Source organism: Xanthomonas sp. F4, assembly GCF_011761895.1.
Window position 1 is genome coordinate 922407 of sequence record NZ_JAASQX010000002.1, and the last position, 15493, is coordinate 937899.

At 69.5% G+C, this 15493-nt stretch carries 16 protein-coding genes; 10 read left to right on the plus strand and 6 right to left on the minus strand.

The features are described from left to right. Positions 1-17: 17 nt before the first annotated feature. A complete protein-coding gene (locus tag FHR66_RS11920) occupies positions 18-623 on the plus strand; it encodes a class I SAM-dependent DNA methyltransferase (protein ID WP_160969950.1) in 606 nt (201 codons plus the stop codon). Between the two features lie 63 nt (positions 624-686). Continuing rightward, complete coding sequence (locus FHR66_RS11925) at positions 687-1997, plus strand: polyhydroxyalkanoate depolymerase (protein WP_160969952.1); 1311 nt, start codon at positions 687-689, stop codon at positions 1995-1997. A gap of 44 nt (positions 1998-2041) precedes the next feature. On the opposite strand, the gene FHR66_RS11930 is transcribed toward FHR66_RS11925, so the two are convergent. Next, on the minus strand, positions 2042-2962 hold the full coding sequence (locus FHR66_RS11930) for a sensor domain-containing protein (RefSeq protein WP_160969954.1): 921 nt from the start codon (positions 2960-2962) through the stop codon (positions 2042-2044). Continuing rightward, the gene (locus FHR66_RS11935; protein ID WP_048492168.1) at positions 2959-3324 is read right to left on the minus strand and encodes a PadR family transcriptional regulator; all 366 of its coding nucleotides are present in this window, start codon (positions 3322-3324) and stop codon (positions 2959-2961) included. The genes FHR66_RS11930 and FHR66_RS11935 overlap by 4 nt, the downstream gene beginning before the upstream one ends. Positions 3325-3494: 170 nt before the next feature. Between FHR66_RS11935 and FHR66_RS11940 the strand changes: the two genes are divergently transcribed. Both FHR66_RS11940 and FHR66_RS11945 read left to right on the plus strand, forming a co-directional pair. After that, positions 3495-5273, plus strand: a complete 1779-nt coding sequence (locus FHR66_RS11940) for an XVIPCD domain-containing protein (protein WP_160969956.1) — start codon at positions 3495-3497, stop codon at positions 5271-5273. 101 nt (positions 5274-5374) lie between these two features. Further along, entirely contained in the window at positions 5375-6295 is a 921-nt protein-coding gene (locus FHR66_RS11945) for a peptidylprolyl isomerase (protein ID WP_160969958.1), read from the plus strand. Between the two features lie 24 nt (positions 6296-6319). On the opposite strand, the gene FHR66_RS11950 is transcribed toward FHR66_RS11945, so the two are convergent. After that, positions 6320-6832 carry a DinB family protein gene (locus FHR66_RS11950; protein WP_160969960.1) on the minus strand — a complete coding sequence of 171 codons (513 nt, stop codon included), beginning with the start codon at positions 6830-6832 and terminating at the stop codon, positions 6320-6322. Positions 6833-6932: 100 nt separating this feature from the next. Further along, on the minus strand, positions 6933-7859 hold the full coding sequence (locus FHR66_RS11955) for a DMT family transporter (protein ID WP_160969962.1): 927 nt from the start codon (positions 7857-7859) through the stop codon (positions 6933-6935). A gap of 215 nt (positions 7860-8074) precedes the next feature. Between FHR66_RS11955 and FHR66_RS11960 the strand changes: the two genes are divergently transcribed. Then, positions 8075-9016 carry a LysR substrate-binding domain-containing protein gene (locus tag FHR66_RS11960; RefSeq protein WP_160969964.1) on the plus strand — a complete coding sequence of 314 codons (942 nt, stop codon included), beginning with the start codon at positions 8075-8077 and terminating at the stop codon, positions 9014-9016. Between the two features lie 337 nt (positions 9017-9353). Here the strand turns inward: FHR66_RS11960 and FHR66_RS11965 are convergent, their stop codons facing one another. Beyond that, a complete protein-coding gene (locus FHR66_RS11965) occupies positions 9354-9740 on the minus strand; it encodes a hypothetical protein (protein ID WP_160969966.1) in 387 nt (128 codons plus the stop codon). Between the two features lie 237 nt (positions 9741-9977). Here FHR66_RS11965 and FHR66_RS11970 point away from each other — a divergent pair, with 237 nt between their 5' ends. The 5 genes from FHR66_RS11970 (at position 9978) to FHR66_RS11990 (ending at position 14240) form a co-directional block, all read left to right on the plus strand. Continuing rightward, positions 9978-11057, plus strand: coding sequence for a sensor histidine kinase (locus FHR66_RS11970; RefSeq protein ID WP_456361753.1), 1080 nt, complete (start codon positions 9978-9980; stop codon positions 11055-11057). Continuing rightward, positions 11054-11833, plus strand: a complete 780-nt coding sequence (locus FHR66_RS11975) for a LytR/AlgR family response regulator transcription factor (protein WP_160969968.1) — start codon at positions 11054-11056, stop codon at positions 11831-11833. Before FHR66_RS11970 ends, FHR66_RS11975 begins: the two co-directional genes overlap by 4 nt. Before the next feature lie 262 nt (positions 11834-12095). After that, a complete protein-coding gene (locus FHR66_RS11980) occupies positions 12096-12410 on the plus strand; it encodes a metalloregulator ArsR/SmtB family transcription factor (RefSeq protein WP_017909067.1) in 315 nt (104 codons plus the stop codon). 30 nt (positions 12411-12440) lie between these two features. Beyond that, positions 12441-13880 (plus strand): DUF2867 domain-containing protein, encoded by a 1440-nt coding sequence (locus tag FHR66_RS11985; protein ID WP_160969970.1) that lies wholly within the window; start codon positions 12441-12443, stop codon positions 13878-13880. Between the two features lie 66 nt (positions 13881-13946). Beyond that, positions 13947-14240, plus strand: coding sequence for a hypothetical protein (locus tag FHR66_RS11990; RefSeq protein WP_160969972.1), 294 nt, complete (start codon positions 13947-13949; stop codon positions 14238-14240). Positions 14241-14575: 335 nt separating this feature from the next. Here the strand turns inward: FHR66_RS11990 and FHR66_RS11995 are convergent, their stop codons facing one another. Then, on the minus strand, positions 14576-15394 hold the full coding sequence (locus tag FHR66_RS11995) for a DUF4349 domain-containing protein (RefSeq protein WP_160969974.1): 819 nt from the start codon (positions 15392-15394) through the stop codon (positions 14576-14578). Positions 15395-15493: the final 99 nt, after the last annotated feature.

Consider the following 15493-nt stretch of genomic DNA (forward strand, 5'->3'; position numbering starts at 1 on the left):
ACGGATCACACGCGCTCATGAGCAAACAGTACGACGCCGACTACTTCCAGCGCTGGTATCGCCGCGACGGCATCGGCGATGCCGCGCGCCTGACGCGCAAGGTCGCCCTCGCCGTGGCCCAGGCCGAGTACTACCTGGAACGGCCGATCCGCAGCGTGCTCGACATCGGCTGCGGCGAAGGCGCCTGGCGCGCGCCGCTGCTGAAGTTGCGGCCGAAGCTGCGCTATCTCGGCTTCGACAGCAGCGACTACGCGGTCGCCCGCTATGGCCGCCACCGCAACCTGCACCCGGCGCGCTTCGGCGATTTCGCCTGGCTGCGGCCGTGTGCGCCGGTGGACCTGCTGGTGTGCTCGGACGTGCTGCACTACGTGCCCAGCCGCGAGTTGCGCCAGGGCCTGCCCGGCCTGGTGGAGTTGTGCGGCGGCGTGGCGTTCCTGGAGACCTTCGCCGCCGAAGACGACTTCGACGGCGACCACGCCGGCTTCCAGCCGCGCGCGGCGCGTTGGTACCGGCGCCAGTTCGGTGCGCTCGGGCTGCGCCCGGTAGGCAGTCATTGCTGGCTGGCGCCAGCGTTGGCGGGGGATGCGGCGGCGCTGGAGACGATTGGTCTGGTGCCCCATTAAGGTGCAAACAGCGCGGATGCGCTATGCTGCACGGCAGCATACGCTCAGGATGGAAACGCCGGCATGCTCTACCAGTGGCACGAACTGACCCGTAACCTGCTCGCCCCCTGGGTGCACCAGGCCGAAGCCAACGCCAAGATCTTCTCCGATCCCAACAGCCTGTGGTCGACGCTGCCAGGCGCCGAGCGCCTGGCCGCCAGCAACGAGCTGATGCACCGCCTCGGCAAGGACTACGAGAAGCCGGCCTGGGCGCTGGACCATGTCGAGGTCGACGGCCACGCGCTGCCGATCGTCGAACAGGAAGTGCTGCGCAAGCCGTTCTGCCGCCTGCTGCGCTTCAAGCGTTTCAGCGACGACGCCAAGGTCGTGGACGGCCTCAAGAAGCAGCCGGCCGTGCTGGTGGTGGCGCCGCTGTCCGGCCACCACGCCACGCTGCTGCGCGACACCGTGCGCACCTTGCTGCGCGATCACAAGGTCTACGTCACCGACTGGATCGACGCGCGCATGGTGCCGCAGGCCGAAGGCGACTTCGGGCTGGACGACTACGTGCGCTACGTGCAGGACTTCATCCGCCACATCGGCGCCGAGTCGCTGCACGTGATGAGCGTGTGCCAGCCGACCGTGCCGGTGCTGGCCGCGGTGTCGCTGATGGCCGGGCGCGGCGAGACCACGCCGCGTTCGCTGGTGATGATGGGCGGCCCGATCGACGCGCGGCGCAGCCCCACCGAGGTCAACAACCTGGCCACGCGCAATCCGCTGTCCTGGTTCGAGCACAACGTCATCCACACCGTGCCGCCGTCATACCCGGGCCACGGCCGCGAGGTCTATCCGGGCTTCCTGCAGCACATCGGCTTCCTGGCGATGAACCCGAGCCGGCACTTCATGTCGCACTGGGATTTCTACGCCAACCTGGTCAAGGGCGACCTGCAGGACGCCGAGGCGCACCGCCGCTTCTACGACGAGTACAACGCGGTGCTGGACATGCCGGCCACCTACTACCTGGACACCATCCGCGTGGTGTTCCAGGAGTTCCTGCTGCCGCGCGGCGAATGGGTGATCGACGGCGAACGCGTCGATCCGGCCGCGATCCGCGACACCGCGCTGCTCAGCATCGAAGGCGAGCTGGACGACATCTCCGGCCTGGGCCAGACCGCGGCCGCGCAGGACCTGTGCACCGGCATTCCCGCCGCGCGCCGCCAGCATCTGGAAGTGCAAGGCGCCGGTCATTACGGCATCTTCAGCGGCCGCCGCTGGCGCGACATCGTGTATCCGCAAGTGCGCAGCTTCATCGCCGCCAACGCCGCTGCCAGCCGCGCGCCGGCGGCCGGCAACGTCACCCCGCTCAAGCGCCGCGGCAGCCGCAAGGCCGGCTGAGCCGGTAATGTCCGCGGCCGGCAGTCGCCGGCCGCGGCACCTCGTCATTGCCCCGCGCTGTGCACCAGCAAGTGCTTTGCCAGCAGGCCATGCAGCTTGCCGACCGCGCGCGCCAGGTGCAGCGTAGCGAACAGCAGCACGATGCCCAGCGCGCTCCACACCGGCAGCAGCCACGGCGCGCTTTCGATGAGGTTCCCGTCGACGAACATCGCATTGAACTGCTGCGGCAGGAAGAACCCCAGCGGCGCCGCCGCGAGCGCCAGCCCAATACTCAGCAGGGTGATGAACACGCTGAAGTAGAAGGTGCCCAGCGGCAGCATCAGCAGGAAGTACAGCATCGTGGTCCAGGTGCGCGCATCGGTGAACATCTGCCCGATGCGCCGCAGCCAGGGTTGTGCGCGCTCGCTGTACAGCGGCCGCCGCGGCATGCGTTCGCCCAGCAGCACTTCCACGATGCGCCCTTCCACCAGCGACAGCACGCGCACCGAGCCGAAGAACAGCACCAGCAACGGCACGCCGATGATCAGCACCAGCATGCCCAGCGACACGCTGGCCCCGGTCACCACCCAGGTGAAGTAGAAGATGCCGGTGACCAGCGACAGCAGCATGTAGAAGAGCGCGCCGTAGGCGCGCGGGTCGGCGGCCACGCCAAAGAAGCGGCCGAGCAACGACTTGCGCTTCGGCGGCGCCGGCGGCTTCAGCGCGCGGTTCACCGTCACCTCCGTCTCACGGTAGATCTCGGCCACCTCATCCGGCGCACCGTAGCTGCCGGCCACGCCGGCGATGACCTCGGCCTCGCTCTTGCCCGGCTGCTCGGCCAGCTCCGAACGCAGGTATTCCTCCGCGTCGTACAGCGCGTCCTGGACCAGCGCCGGGTCGGCGCCGGCCAGCGCCGCGCGCAGTTGCGCCAGGTAGTCGGGAATGGTGGTCGGCAAGGGCCGCGGTGCGGTGTGTGCGCTGCTCATTCTGAAATCCCCTTCAGCACGGAATCGACGGAATCGCGGGTGGCGCGCCACGCCGCGGCCCATTGCCGCAGCGTGGTCAGGCCCGCCGCGGTGATGTGGTAGTAACGCCGCGGCGGCCCGGCCACCGACGGCTCGACATGGCTGGACAGCAGGCCAGCCGCCTCCAGGTTGCGCAGCACCGGGTACAGCGCGCTCTGCTTGCCGCTGAGCACGCCCTCGCCCACCTGCTCCAGGCGCTTGGCGATCAGGTAGCCGTACAGCGGCGCCTCGGCCGCGGCCAGCACCGCCAGCAGGGCCAGCGACACCGTGCCGGCGCTCAGCTCCTTCTGGAACTTCTTCAGTTGTGCATCCGGCTCGACCATGGCGCCCTCGCTAGGTTGAGATAGATACTAGTACCGAGTTCGACATAGTCCCTGTGCCGTTGGTCATGCCTGCCTCGCCTGCCCGCCACCGGTGCGACAAACGATTCGACAACACCGCGCTGACTACACTCGGAAGACTTCTTTCTCGCATGCCATCCAGGAGGTCACGCATGAGTTCGACGCCCGCCACCCCACAGCCCGGGCAGGCCACCGACGCCAGCTTCGCCGGATCCGGCAACCAGTTCTCGGTCGGCGGGGTCAAGCGCGACCCGGCGGCCGGCTCGGGTTCGCTCGAGTACAGCCGCACGGCCGCAGAGGCCAAGTACGGCCCGCTGGAATACGCGGTGGTGCATACCGGCAAGGTCGGCGCCGGCCGCAAGGAGGAAGACGGCAAGACCACGTTCAATGTCGAGATGGAGTTCACCCAGGGCCATCGCATCCAGGGCGACTTCAAAGCCGGGCGCCTGGCGGCCGACGGCAGCCTGACCCAGGCCACCGGCGAGCGCGGCCGCTACGAGGTCAGGCTGCCCGGCGCGGCCACGGCCGACGCCGCTGCGCGGGTGAATCCCTTCGATCCCACGACCATCCCGGAAGGCGGCCGCGTCAGGCTCGATGGCCAGGTATTCGCCAAGACCTCGATGGAGGCCGCGTTCCGCGGCTTCGCCACGTCCAGCGAACGCACCGACGCGGCCGGCATGAGCTATGCGGTGGAGCGCCTGGACGCCGACCGCGTCCGCGTCGCGGTCGGCCCGACCCAGGCGGTGGAGCGTCTGGAGGCGGTGGGGCTGAAGACCGACATCGCCCAGGCCATGCTCGGCCGGCAGGACGCGCTGGGTCAGGCGACCATGCGCACCGCCACCTTCGATCTGCGCGAGCCGCAGGCGCAGGCCGCCTATCGCACGTTCCTGGCCAGCGGCCGACTCGCCGCCGACGTGCCCGGCGTCGGCGACGTGCAGAAGGTCGAAAGCCTGACCATGAGTTCGGAGACCCGCGCCCAGCTCGGCCTGGGTCCGTTCAAGGCCGAACTGGGCGGCCAGCGCAACAGCGGCGAGAACGTGCGCACCACCTATGCCGATGGCAGTTCCAGCGTGGTCGGCAAGGTGCAGTACGCCGGCAACGTGCCGATGACCCTGACCCGTCAGTTCGATCCGGCGGGCAAGGAGCGCGTGGACGAGCGCAGCTACCAGTTCACCTTCGACAAGGTCGACCACAACCAGGCGCAGCTGCTCAACGCCGCGCTGACGGGCAAGGACACCGCCTCGGCCGATACGCCGATCGCGGCCGGCCAGAACGCCACCCTGCGCTTTTCCGAACAGCAGATGGACGCGCTGCGCCAGCAGTATCAGCGTGCCGCCCAGGCCAGTCCGATGACCGCGCACGAGGCCGCCCAGTATGAAAAACAGAGTCCGCAGGACTTCGCAATCGGGCTGGCGCGAAACCTGGGCAATTCCCAGTACGGCCTGAGCGAGCGCCTGTTTCGCGTGGCCAGCAGCGCCGGCGGCACGCCGGGCGGCGACCTGGTGCGCATCGACGCGCAGGTCGAGCGCGCCGACCAGCCATCACCGTCGGCGCCCGCGCGCTCCGCCCCTAGCACGGGCACCGCGCCCGATGCGCATGCCGTCGCCGATCCGCAGCAGCAGGCGATGCAGCAGGCGATCGCGAGCAAGCTCAGCCCCTACGATGCCAACGTCGCCAGCAGCCTGCTGCTGGCGGCCAGGCGCGACGGCCTGACCCAGGTCGATCACATCCTGCGCAACGACAACGGACGCGTGTTCGCGGTGCAGGGCGATCCCATGTCCGGCGACAAGCGGGTGGCCTACGTGGACGCCGCGCAGGCCGCGACCATCCCGGCCGCCGAAAGCGCCAGGCAACTGGCCGCGCTGCCGCCGGCCCCAAGCCAGGCGCCGGTGCAGGAGGCGCAGGAACCGCAGCGGCGCGCGCTGTCGTAGGCGGCACTGCCGGCGGCACGGCGGTCGCGCCATGCCGCCGGCGCATTGGCAGCGGCCGCCGCTTCGGTGAGAATCGAGCGCTCACCGACCGGGCCGCCCTCATGCCGCTGCGCACTTCCCTGCTCGCCCTCGCGTTGTCGCTGTCCACCTTCGCCGCGGCGGCAGGGGCGCCGCCGCCGGCCGTGCCGTACCGCAGCCCGCAACAGATCCTGGATGCCTCCAAGCCCAGCGACTGGCGCACCCTGGATCCGGCGAACACGCTCTACCTGGAACTGGAGACCGGCCGCGTGATCATCGAGCTGGCGCCGGCGTTCGCGCCGCAGCACGTCGGCAACATCCGCACCCTTGCCCACGAGCACTTCTGGGACGGCCTGAGCATCTACCGCTCGCAGGACAATTTCGTGGTGCAGTTCGGCGACCCCGATGGCGAGGAGCCGGGCAAGGCCAAGTCGCTGGGCAGCGCCAAGACCCACCTGCCGGCCGAATTCCAGCGTCCCGCCGCGGGGCTGGCGTTCCAGCCCCTGCCCGACCGCGATGGCTGGGCGCCGCAGGTGGGCTTCGTCGACGGCTTCCCGGTGGCGCGCGATCCCAAGGCCGGCACCGCCTGGCTGGCGCACTGCTACGGCACGCTCGGCGCCGGCCGCAACAACGATGAGGACAGCAGCATCGGCGCCGAACTGTACGTGGTCACCGGACAGTCGCCACGGCAGTTGGACCGCAACATCACCGTGGTCGGCCGCGTGGTCAAGGGCATGGAACTGCTCAGCGTGATCCCGCGCGGGCCGGACCCGATGGGCTTCTACGAAAAACCCGAGCAGCGCACGCCGATCCGCGCGATCCGCCTGGCCAGCGACGTGCCGGAAGCCGAACGTACCCCGCTGCAAGTGTTGCGCACCGACACCCGCACCTTCCGCGAAGTCGCCGAAGCGCGGCGCAACCGCCGCGACGCGTTCTACAAGCGCCCGGCCGGGCACATCGACCTGTGCAACGTGCCGCTGCCGGTGCGCACGCCGCGGCAGTAGCGTATTCCGCGCGACGCTGCGCGCTCAGGCGCCGCCGGCAGCGCGCCGTTGCGGCTGCTGCGCGTGCAGGAAGCGGGTGAACAGTTCGCGCGGCTGCTCCACGTCGCACTCGGTCAGCAGCATGGCGATGTTGCCGCGGTGGAAGGCGCCGTGCGCGAGCACGTGGAACAGCATTTCCTGCCGGCTCATGCTGCCGGCGTCGCCATCGGTGAAACGGAACGCGAGCGTCTGCTGCAAGGCGGGCGCGTCGAGCCGGGCGACGTAATCGGCATACCATCGGTCCGATTCGGTCACGGCCGCGCCCAGCGCCACCAGTTCCGGCGTCTGCGGCGTGTTGCTCGCGGTGAACGCATGCGTGCCGCCCTGCAGATGCGCGGCGAAGATCCGGTCCACCACGTAGGTGTGGTTCAACAGCCGGATCGCGCGCTCCCGCTGCGCCGGAAACGCATCGCCGTCGATCTGCGCCAGCGCCTGCAGCAGTTCGGCGTTGGCCCAGGCCTTGAAGGCGAACTGCGATGCAAGCAGGGAATCGGTCATTGCGTCGTTCTCCAGGCCAGAAGGCGTGTGCCACACGGCGATTAGGGCGCGCCGGTACGTGGCCAGCTCGGGCATCTTCGCGTACGTTGCCGCGGCGCTGCTACCGCGCGCGCTGGCTGAAGGCGACGCTGCCCAGGATCAGCATACCGGCCAGCAACATGGTCCAGGTCAGCGGTTCGCCGAGCAGCGCCCAGGCCAGCAGCGCGCCGAACACCGGCACAAGGTAGGTCACCGTCGACGCGCGCGCCGGGCCGATGCGCTGGATCAACCGGTAGTACAACAGGAACGCCAGCCCGGTACACAGCACGCCCAGACCGCCGGCGCAGGCCCAGGCGACGGCCGACACCGGGGCGGCCGGCCAATGCGTCCAGGCCAGCGGCGCCAGCAGCAAGGCGCTGCAACCCAGGGTGGACGCGGCGGAAGCGGCCGGCGGCAGATCGCTCATGTGCCGCTTCACCAGACTGTAGCCGATGCCGTACAGCAACGAGGCGGTGGTGCCGGCCAGCGCGGCGGGTCCCACGCTGATGCCGGCCGACTTGCCGGTGGCCAACACCACGATGCCGGCGAAGCCGATCAACAGCGCCAACGCGCGGCGCGTGCCGATCTTCTCGCCGAAGAACAGGAACGCGATCAATGCGGTGAACAGCACGGTCATCGCGTTGCAGATCGCGCCGATCGCCGCCGGCGCATGTTGCGCGCCCCAGGCGAACAGCAGGAACGGCAGCGCGGAGTTGAGCAAGCCGATCCCCGCCAGGGTCGGCCAGCGCCGCAGCGGGAAGCGCGCCCGCGCCAGCCATAGGAACGGCAGCAGCACCGCCGCGCCCAGCGCCAGGCGCAGTTCCACCAGCGCATAGGCGCCGAACTGCGGCGCGGCCACGCGCATGAACAGGAACGAGCAGCCCCAGACGACGCCGAGGAAGCCCAGTTCCAGCGGCGTGCGCCAGTCGCGCGTGGCAACGCCGTCGGATGCGGATGCAGCAGCAGCGGAGGCGATGGCCGGCTGCAGGGAGGGATCGGAAGTGGGCATGGGGAGGCTCGTGGTCGACCGGGAACGCGCCGCAGCGATCGTGCGACGCCACGCATCCGCGGCCGGCTGCGGGTGCCGAGCGGCGCCTCCGCGCCGACCCCGCCTCGCCGCTACGCGCCGCGCATGTCGCGTTCGGCTGCCAGCATCATCCTGTGCCACGGGGCCGACAAGCGCGTAGTATCGTCGCGAGCCACAAATCTGCCGCGTGTCTGCTCATGCAACTGCGCCCGTCCCTGCTGCCCGCGCTTGGCGTGTTCGCCGCCGCGGCCCGCCACCAGAACTTCGCCCATGCCGCGGAGGAACTGCACCTCACCGCCAGTGCGGTCAGCCACCATGTGCGGCGCCTGGAAGCCCTGCTCGGCGCCACGCTGTTCCAGCGCCACGCGCGCGGGGTCAAGCTGACCGCCGAAGGCCGGCAACTGGCCGATGCCGCCAGCGCGGCACTGGCCGACATCGCCGCGGTGGCCGGCAACCTGCATCCGCAGGCCGACACCGCACCGCTGCGCCTCACCACGCTGCGCTCGCTCTCGTACTGCTGGCTGCTGCCGCGCCTGCCGCGGTTCTGCCAGGCCTACCCGCACGTACGCCTGGAGATCCAGACCGACTCCGCGTTCTCGCGCTTCGAAGACGGCGGCCCGGAACTCGGCATCCGCTACGGCCAGGGCGACTGGCCGGGACTGACCTCGCACCACCTGATGGACGACGAACTGTTCCCGGTCGCCTCGCCGGCCCTGCCGCAACTGGCGACGCTGCGCCGGCCCGAGCAGATCGCGCAGTTGCCGCTGCTCACCGACATGTCGCCGCAGGGCTGGCGCGACTGGTTCCGCGCCGCCGGCGTGCGCGGCGTGGCGCTGCCACCGATGCACACCTTCAACGACAGCACCGATGCGATGCGCGCGGCAGTGTACGGCGTCGGCGCGGTGCTGGCGCGCAAGCATATCGCCCAGCCCTACCTGCAACGCTACGAGCTGGTGCGCCTGCCCGGCCCGGCGCTGACCGCGCGCTATTCCTACTACATCGTGCATCCGACCCACCGCCTGCTCAGCCCGGCCGCCAGCCACTTCGTCGACTGGCTCAAGCGCGAGGCGCTGGACGAGCGCACGCCGATGCCGGCGCTGCCGGCGGAACTGCTGGGGTTGCCGCCGAAGGCGGGTTAACGCCCCTGGCCGCGCGTGTTCGCAGGCGCGGCATCGACCACGACCGATGCCGTGCGTGCGCAGTGCGTGTGCAGTGAGGTGGTGGTGCGACCGAGATCTTGCCTCTCACGGCGGGTCGCGTCGGGACTGAAGTCCCTCCCACAGAGAGCGGAAGCCCCTCTCCCATCGAGGGAGGGGTTGGGGTGGGTCCGACGCACAAGCGACTCGCGTAGTCTGGATGGACGAGGCTGCGCCCATCCCCTCGTCCGCGCCTGCGCTGCACCTTCCCCCGAAAAGCGGGCCATGATCCCGATGAGGAAAGGACACGACGTCGCCTCTCTTCGATCGGGACAGCGGGTCAAGGCGAGGTTCCAGCCGTCTCAACGACCTGCAGCGCATGCCCGCCCGACTGCGAATGCGGCAACGGCCGAATGCGCACGCGGTGCGCGCAAATGTCCACATCCCGATACAGCATCGAACGTCCGTTGCGAAAGGTGAAGCGAAGATCGTAGCGGCAGGCATGACCGGCGAGCGGAAAGGTCGCTGCGTCGCCGCCGCCCCGCAACGGCGCGTGGAGCGCGACCTCGCGGAACTGTTCACTGCTTGGTGCAGCGACGGCCAGCGACGTCAGCGCGTCGTAGGCGCGGTTGCTCAGTTCCAGATAGCGCACCGACTCGGCCGCGGCAGCCGGTGCGGTCGCAACGGACAGGACAAGAGTCAAGGCAAGGACGCGGATCGAGGGCATGACGGATCTCCGATGGGAAGGATGCGCCAGCCACGCGGGGTGGATTCCGCTGTGCTGGCCTGCCCATCAGGCCGGGTGATCGAGCGGCTGCAAATCGATTCGGGACGAATCGTCGTTCTCGCGCTCCCAATCGTAGTGGGCGCGCGCCGGCGCTTTCCACGGCGTGTCGCTGCGCCTAGGATGCGCCCGTCACCCCTCGACCACCTCTGGATGAACGTCCGACTCGGCAATACCGAAATGAGCCTGGGGCGCTATATCGCGCTGTGGACGCTGGTGGCCATGGTGTTCATGCTCCAGAACATCGTCAACAACGGTGCGGTTGCCAGCAGATGGCCTTTGGAGGTGCCCATCCGATGGTCGCTGATCCAGTGGTACAGCTGGGCCCTCCTGGCGCCCACCGTCTTCCGGCTCGCCGAACGCTTTCCTGTCCGTGGCGCTCAGCGCTTCCACGGGCTTGGCGCGCAGGCAGTCGCAAGCCTGTGCGTGACGTTTGCCGCGATGGTCATCGGCGCGCTGGCCTCCACCCTGTTCGAGCCCAGTGGTTTCGCTGAACAGCTGGGATATTTCCTGGAGCAGCACTTCGCCATCGGGTTGCTGACCTACTGGACCCTGTTCGCGATCCAGCAAGCGCTGCACTTCCACGCCGAGAAGACCCGGCGCGAAGTGGAAGCCAGCCGCCTGGCCGCCGAGCTCGCGCAGTCGCGCCTGCAAGTGCTGAAGAGCCAGCTGCAACCGCATTTCCTGTTCAACACGCTGCATGCCATCGTCACCCTGCTGGACGAAGACACCGTCGCCGCCGAGGACATGCTGCTGCGGTTGAGCGAACTGCTGCGCGCGTTCCTGGAAGAATACGACGGCCAGGAAATCACCCTGGAACGCGAACTGGCCCTGCTCGACCTGTATCTCGGCATCCAGCGCAAGCGGTACGGCGACCGCCTGAGCGCGAAGATCTATGTCGCCCCCGGCACCCTGCACTGCGCGGTGCCCAGCCTGCTGCTGCAACCCCTGGTGGAGAATGCGATCCGCCATGGCATCGGCCAGCGTGTCGGCAGCGACCGCATCGAGATCGAGAGCCGGCGCGAAGGCGATACGCTGTCCATCGAAGTGCGCAACGGCAACAGCACGCTGGAGGAAAACAGCAAAGCGGGCGGACACGGCATCGGCTTCTCCAATACTCGCCTGCGGCTGCAGGAACTCTACGGCGACAACGCCGACATCCGGCTCGACATGCTCTATCCGCACGGCGTTGCCTGCCGCATCCGGCTGCCGTTCCGCGAGCTGGACGCCGAGGAAGCCCCGGAGCACCTCCCTGCATGAGCGTCACCGCGCTGGTGATCGACGACGAGCCGATCGCACGCCACGCCATCGTGCGGCTGCTGCGCGCCGATCCGGACATCGAACTGCTCGGCGAATGCGGCGATGGCGCCTCTGCGGTGATCGCAATCCGCAGCCAGTCGCCCGACCTGGTGTTCCTGGACATCCAGATGCCGGCGATGACCGGCATGGACGTCGTCGCCACGATCGGTGCGGCCAACATGCCGGCGACGATCTTCGTCACCGCCTACGAGCACTACGCGGTCCGTGCGTTCGAGGCCAACGCGGTGGACTACCTGGTCAAACCCTTCAGCCGCGAACGCTTCGCCGAGACATTGCAGCGCGCGAAGCGGCGTCTGTCCGCCGGCATCGGCGTTGGCACCTCTTCCGAGGCGCGCATTCTGCAGACCCTGGATGCGTTGCGCCAGCGCGACGACTATCTGCAACGGATTCCGGTGCGCGTCGACGAAGCGGTGGTGCTGGTCGCGGTCGAGGACATCGTCTGGATCAAGGCCAGCCGCAACACGGTGCTGATCCACCTCGCCGACCGCACCCATGAACTGCGCGAGACCATGGCCACGCTGGCCGCGCGGCTGGACCCGCGCCACTTCGCCCGTGTGCACCGATCCGCGATCATCAACCTGCGCCGGGTCAGGGCGATCCACCCCTGGTTCAACGGCCACCATGTGGTCACGATGGATACGGGGCAGCAATTGCGCATGAGCCGCTACCAGCACGAAGCCTTCCTGCGGCTGGTGACGACGCGCAAGGACCCTTGAACGAAACGCGGGCACTGCGCCGACCGCCTCGTCCGCCACGACCGCTCTGCTGATGGATGGCGAACGCCATGGAAGGGCACCGAGTCATCGCCATGCCGCCCGCCTGTGCGCGGACCGAAAATCCCCGTCGCGGCCGAGCCGCTTCCACCAGAAGGCAGCGCACGTGGCCCCCACCGCCGCGCCCGACGGCGCTGCCTCGGCACTTGACAGTTGCATGGCGACACGTCATCAATTAACTAATTCGTTAATTAGCTAAACCCCGATGTCCATCGATCGCGTTTTCGAAGCCCTCGCCTCGCGGCCACGCCGCGAGATCCTGGCCTACCTGTCGGCCCAGGAACTTACCGCTGGGGAGATCGGGCAGCGCTTCGCGATGAGCGCGCCGGCGATCTCGCGGCACCTGTCCGTGCTGGAAGCGGCGGGACTGGTGGCGAGCGAGCGCCGCGGCCAGTTCGTGGTCTACCGGCTCACCCCCGACAACCTGGTCAACACCCTCAGCGGTTTCGCCTTCGAGATCTGCCCCAGTGCCGGCCCGCTCAAACGCGAGTCGCGCAGACAGGCCAAGCGCACCGCCTGATCCTTCCGCCACGGCAACAGGAGTCCGCCGATGACCGCCGCACCGCTCAGCGAACACGCCGCCGCGCAAACCGGATTTCCCTCGGTGCGCCTGCCCTCCTACAGCGGCGGCTTGCCGGTGGAGGTCATCCTGATCGCCCAGCTCGGCGTGGGTGCCGGCGATCCGCTGATCGCCCAGGCCTGCCTGCGCCAGCGCGCGCATCCGCAGTTCCGCGATGCGCTGGACGAACCCTCGGCGCGTCTGGCCGGCACCGATTTCGGCAATGGCGAGTCGACCGCACTGTATTCGTTCGCGGTCGGCAGCGGCGGCCATCCGTTCCATTGCCATGCCGGGCATCGCATGTTCACCGCGATCACCGGCAGCGGCGGCGCGCTGCTGCGTTTCAGTACCGCCTCGCCAGCGCAACTGCAGGAGGATCCGCAGCATTTCCTCGCCGCGCTGCGGCATGTCGAACTGCCCGCCGACTGCCTGTTCAGCGTGCGCTTCGGCGGCGGCACCTGGCACCAGTTCGCCCCGCTGCGCGCGCAATCCGGGCATCCGGCGTTCTTCGCCCTGTCCTGCCACAGCGACGAAGCCGGCGGCGTGCTTGCCGAGGACGTGCGCGCGCAGGTCCTGGCCGGCACCGCCGACATCGCCACCCTCACCGAACTGCTTCCGGCCCCGGTCGCGGCGCTGCTCGCATCGCCGCAGGCGCAGGCGCAGGCGCTGCCCGTACCGACGGTGCGGCTGTCGCTGGCGGCGTCGCCAGGCAGCCGGCGCCTGGCCTGGTGCGCCGGCCTGCGCGCCCTCAGCGGACGCCTGCGGCAGCGGCTGGGCGCCTGGCGGCATCCAGCCGGTTTCGCGGCGCTCGCGCCACGCTTGCCGCGTGCACGGGTGATGCGACAGTTGCTGCCCGGCTCGCTGCTCGAACAGCAGCTGCCCGCCCATCATCACCAGGACAGCGTGCGGCTGACGGTGCCGGCGCAGGCGCTGCGGCCACTGGGCGCACACGCACTGATGGCCGCCTTGCTGGACGGCTTCCTGCGGCACCCGCCGCGTACCGTGACCTGGCTGATGCGCCTGCGCAACGTGCTGGTCGCGCCGCTGCGGCTGCGCACCTCGCCGCTGGGCTGCCCGGTGTCCTCGCTGCTGTCGCCGCAGCGCGATCAGTTGTTCGCCGGCCGCTTCCCGGTGCTGGCGCAGGCCTCCACGGCGCAGGCGCGGCGCGTGCAGGTGCTGCTCGGCGCCGACGACCGCCACCTGGTGTTCCGCAGTTGCGTGGGCGTGACGCTGCGCGACGACGGCAGCGCCGAGCTGAGCCTGGAGACGCGTGTGGCCTGCCGCAACCGCTTCGGCCACCTGTACATGGCCCTGATCGCCGCCGCGCACCGCCGCTACATCGCACCGACGCTGCTGCACGCGGCCGCCGAGGCGCTGCTGCTGCCGGTGGCCGAGCATGCCGGGCCGGACGCGGTCGTGCCACTGCGCTGAGCGCGTCATCACCCCGCCTTAGCCGATGCCTGCCTAGCCTGCGCCTTCCCCCTAAGAGGAAGGCACATGCCCCAGCTCCGCATCCGCATCACCGGCAGCGAGGACGACGCCCGCGCCATCATCAACCTGCTGTCGAGCCTGGAAGGCATCGAACACGTCGAGGAAATCGACGACCTGATGCCGCACATGGACGACGACGATTCGAGTTCCGCCGGTCTGCCCGACGATCAGGGACCGGGCACCCACGAAGTGGAAGTGGAAGCCGGCAACGCCGCCACCGCACAGAAGGTGCGCGAAGCGGTGGAAGCGCTGGCGTTCGAGCTGGACGTGATCGTCGAGTTCGAACAGGACGAAGGCTGACGCCGGCCGATGGGACGTTGCGCCGCGTGGCGCCGCGTCCCGGCAGGCCGCATGGCCTGCTTGCGTAGAAGTACGGTCAGCCGCGTCCCCTGGTTCAGGCACGTTGCGGCCATGCGTCGGGATTGAAGCATTCCCACGCTGCCAGCACGCGCATCGTCGATGTACCTGCAGGGGCGGCGTCAGCCGCGACCCGGGATCAATGACCGACCAGACCTGTTCGATGCCACGCCAACCTGCGTGGCATGCGTGCGGCAAGCGCAGCGCCGCCCCACCTCGCTGGCGTATCGCCTGGGGCGCTCCCGCCCGATCCACATCGGACGGGAAAGCCACGTCTCCTAAGCTGCGCGCCGCCGACGTCGACGCCAGGCGATCAGCCGCCACAGCGCATAGCCGAGCAGCACGAACGGCGCCAGGCCGACCACTGCGCGAATCGCCCAGGCGATCGATCCGGCAAAGATTTCGCCACTGTCGCGCAGCGCATCGCCGATGTCGCTGCGGCTACGCTCGGCGGTCGGCGCGACGAAGGTCAGCGTCACCCGCTGCGTATCCAGGCGTCGGCGCTGCTGCGCGGCTTCCTGGCTGGTGGCGAGCAACTGCGTCTCCACGGCGGCCAGTTTCTCCGACAGCGCGATCATATCGGCCACACTGAGATCGCGGCGCTGCTGGAACTCCTGCAGGCGCCGCTGCTCGGCCTGCAGACGCTGGCGCTGCGCGTCGTTGTCCTGCACCTCCTGCGCCAGATCCTCGGCATGGGTGGTGCGGCTTTCGATCTGGCCACCCTGGCCTGCCTGCGCGATCAACGGCTCGACCCCGGCAGGCGCGATCCGCACGCTGACTTCGCCGTGCGGCTGATCGCCGCCACGCTGTTCGACCTGCAACACCGTGCAGGCCCCGAAACGCGACTGCTGGCACTCCTCCTGGAGTTGTTTGAGCCGCGAGGGGATCTGCGCCGCCGGCAGCGCCACATCGACCTCGTGCTCATAGGCCAGTGTCGCCATGGCGCGATGCTCTTCGCCAGGCGCGCCCGCGGCGAAGGACGCATCTGCCGCCTGCGCCGCGGCCTCGGCGGCACTGGCAGCACTGGCAGCATCGGCGGCATAGGGCGGCGCCGCAGCGCTCTCGCCGCCACGGCTGCAGGCAGCAATCGCCGCCATCAACGCCAGGGAAACGCCCCAGCCGCGCCAGCGCCGGCTGCCAGGCAGCGGGCCGCGCCGAGCGCTCGCAGTCTCGGCACGCCCTGCCCCGGCTGCGGC